Origin of the sequence: Methylobacterium sp. WL116 (assembly GCF_008039455.1) — a bacterium.
Classification (GTDB): Bacteria; Pseudomonadota; Alphaproteobacteria; order Rhizobiales; family Beijerinckiaceae; genus Methylobacterium.
The window spans coordinates 1-550 of the sequence record NZ_VRUV01001095.1 but is presented as its reverse complement, the minus strand read 5'-3'; the positions used below and the strand labels follow the sequence as shown (position 1 = coordinate 550).

Annotated in this window: 1 protein-coding gene; it reads left to right on the top strand. The window is 77.8% G+C overall.

What is annotated here, in order from left to right; translation table 11 throughout:
• Positions 1-550, top strand: a 550-nt coding sequence (locus FV223_RS29560; RefSeq protein WP_147730108.1) for a VWA domain-containing protein, incomplete at both ends; no start/stop codon positions are given.

Here is a 550-nt window from a genome sequence, read left to right as displayed (position 1 = left end):
GGCGAACCTCGCGGCCGCGCTCGCCGCCGGCTTCGTGGCGCTGGCGCTCACCGGGCCCGCGGTCGAGCGCAAGGACGCGACGACCTTCCGCAACCTCGACGCGACGGTGATCGTTGCCGACCTGTCGCGCTCGGTCGCCGAGGGCGGCGGGCTGAAGGACCTGCGCCAGATCGCGCAGGGCGTGGCGGAGGCCGCCGGCACCCGCGCGGTGGCGCTGGTGGTCTATGCCGGCGACGCCTACGTCGCGACCGGGCCGACCACCGACCGCGACAGCTTCGGCACCACCCTGTTCGCGCTCGATGCCGACACGGTGCCCGACCGCGGCAGCCACCCCGAGCGCGGGCTGGCGCTGGCCCGCCGCACCCTGGAGGAGGCCGGCGCGCTCGCCGCCGACGTGGTGCTGATCACCGACGGCGACGGCATCGGCGACGCGGCCCTGCGCGAGGCCGAGGCGACCCTGGCGCGCCTGCGCGCGCTCCAGGCCGAGGCGACCGACACCGAGGCGGCGCTTGCCGAGGCCGACGGCGCCGACATCGCCGAGCGCCTGGCG